We start from the raw sequence: 1,115 nt of genomic DNA on the forward strand, positions 1-1,115 counted from the left end.
CGGAGCTGCGTAGCAGCGGAGGTCCCAGCCCGCTTGCGGGCGACTACAATTGTTTGTTAGAGCATGTTTACTCATAGTGTGCAACAGCTCTGTAAACCTTACCTTGATTATTGAAGTAGAAAACTTCAGAAGAGTATCCCTTGCGCCCTTTATAGTAGATTACAAGACTCTCCATTCCTATGAATACATTGATAAATTCAAAATGTAACTTAGGCTTTGCAGAAAGACCTATCGCCCAATATTCGCTTACAGCAATTTTTCCTTTTAACTTACCTTCGGGTATTCCCATTCGCTCGGTGATAATGGGGGATTGCAATTCGAAATCTTCCGTGTAATGAGAAAGAATCGCTTCCAGGTCGTGAGAATTCCAAGACTTAATCCAGTGTTTTGCGAAACTATCCGCGAATGCCTTGTCTATTTTCATGCTCAATCCATTGTTGCTCTAACAGCCCAATTATAAGCCAATATACCTCAATGCCTTATCGGATTCAGCGTAATCATTGATTGATTGAGCACTGCGAATACGATTACCCACGGATACAAAATTGTAGCCTAGTGTTTCGGACGCTTTCTGATCCCAAGGTCCGTCGCCAAAGTAAGTTTTAGAGTCATAATCCTCCTTACTTGCGCGTATTTCGGCCACCCTCATGATCTCTGTTCTGCAGTAGTGGTCTGAGGACGAAGCCAGCGCTATACCCGGAAGTTTGATACCCGCAGCATCTAGCTTCATTTTCGCAGACTCTGCCCAACCACCTGTTGCAAAAGCTAGCACCACATCCTGACGCTTAACGAGCCGTGATAAAAAATCAAATGCCCCATAGATTGGTGATACATCGTGGCATGAAATATATTTTTCTACTCGACTAACAAATTGATTTTTTACATCGAAAAAAATACGCTCCCGGTCATTCTCCAAGCCTGACTGTTCGATTATATCGGAAAGAATTCCAGAGTCCGTCACATGACGATATCGACCCCAATCAGGGCCAACCGAAATACCAATCACATCTTTGACGGCAGCCTGAAAGCACTCCGTATCAAAATCGTATGATTCGACCAGCGTACCGTCTATGTCAAACATGACTAGATGCACGAACTCTCCCTTGGCTTATAAC

General features: G+C 43.9%; 2 protein-coding genes. Both read right to left on the bottom strand.

Annotated features, from left to right (window positions below):
- Positions 1 to 67 precede the first annotated feature (67 nt).
- Positions 68 to 424, bottom strand: a complete 357-nt coding sequence (locus tag IEX40_RS21980) for a YybH family protein (RefSeq protein ID WP_188752414.1) — start codon at positions 422 to 424, stop codon at positions 68 to 70.
- 30 nt (positions 425 to 454) lie between these two features.
- A complete protein-coding gene (locus IEX40_RS21985) occupies positions 455 to 1,093 on the bottom strand; it encodes an HAD family hydrolase (protein ID WP_188752416.1) in 639 nt (212 codons plus the stop codon).
- Between the last annotated feature and the right edge of the window lie 22 nt (positions 1,094 to 1,115).

Origin of the sequence: Marinobacterium zhoushanense, assembly GCF_014641945.1 — a bacterium.
GTDB lineage: Bacteria > Pseudomonadota > Gammaproteobacteria > Pseudomonadales > Balneatricaceae > Marinobacterium_D > Marinobacterium_D zhoushanense.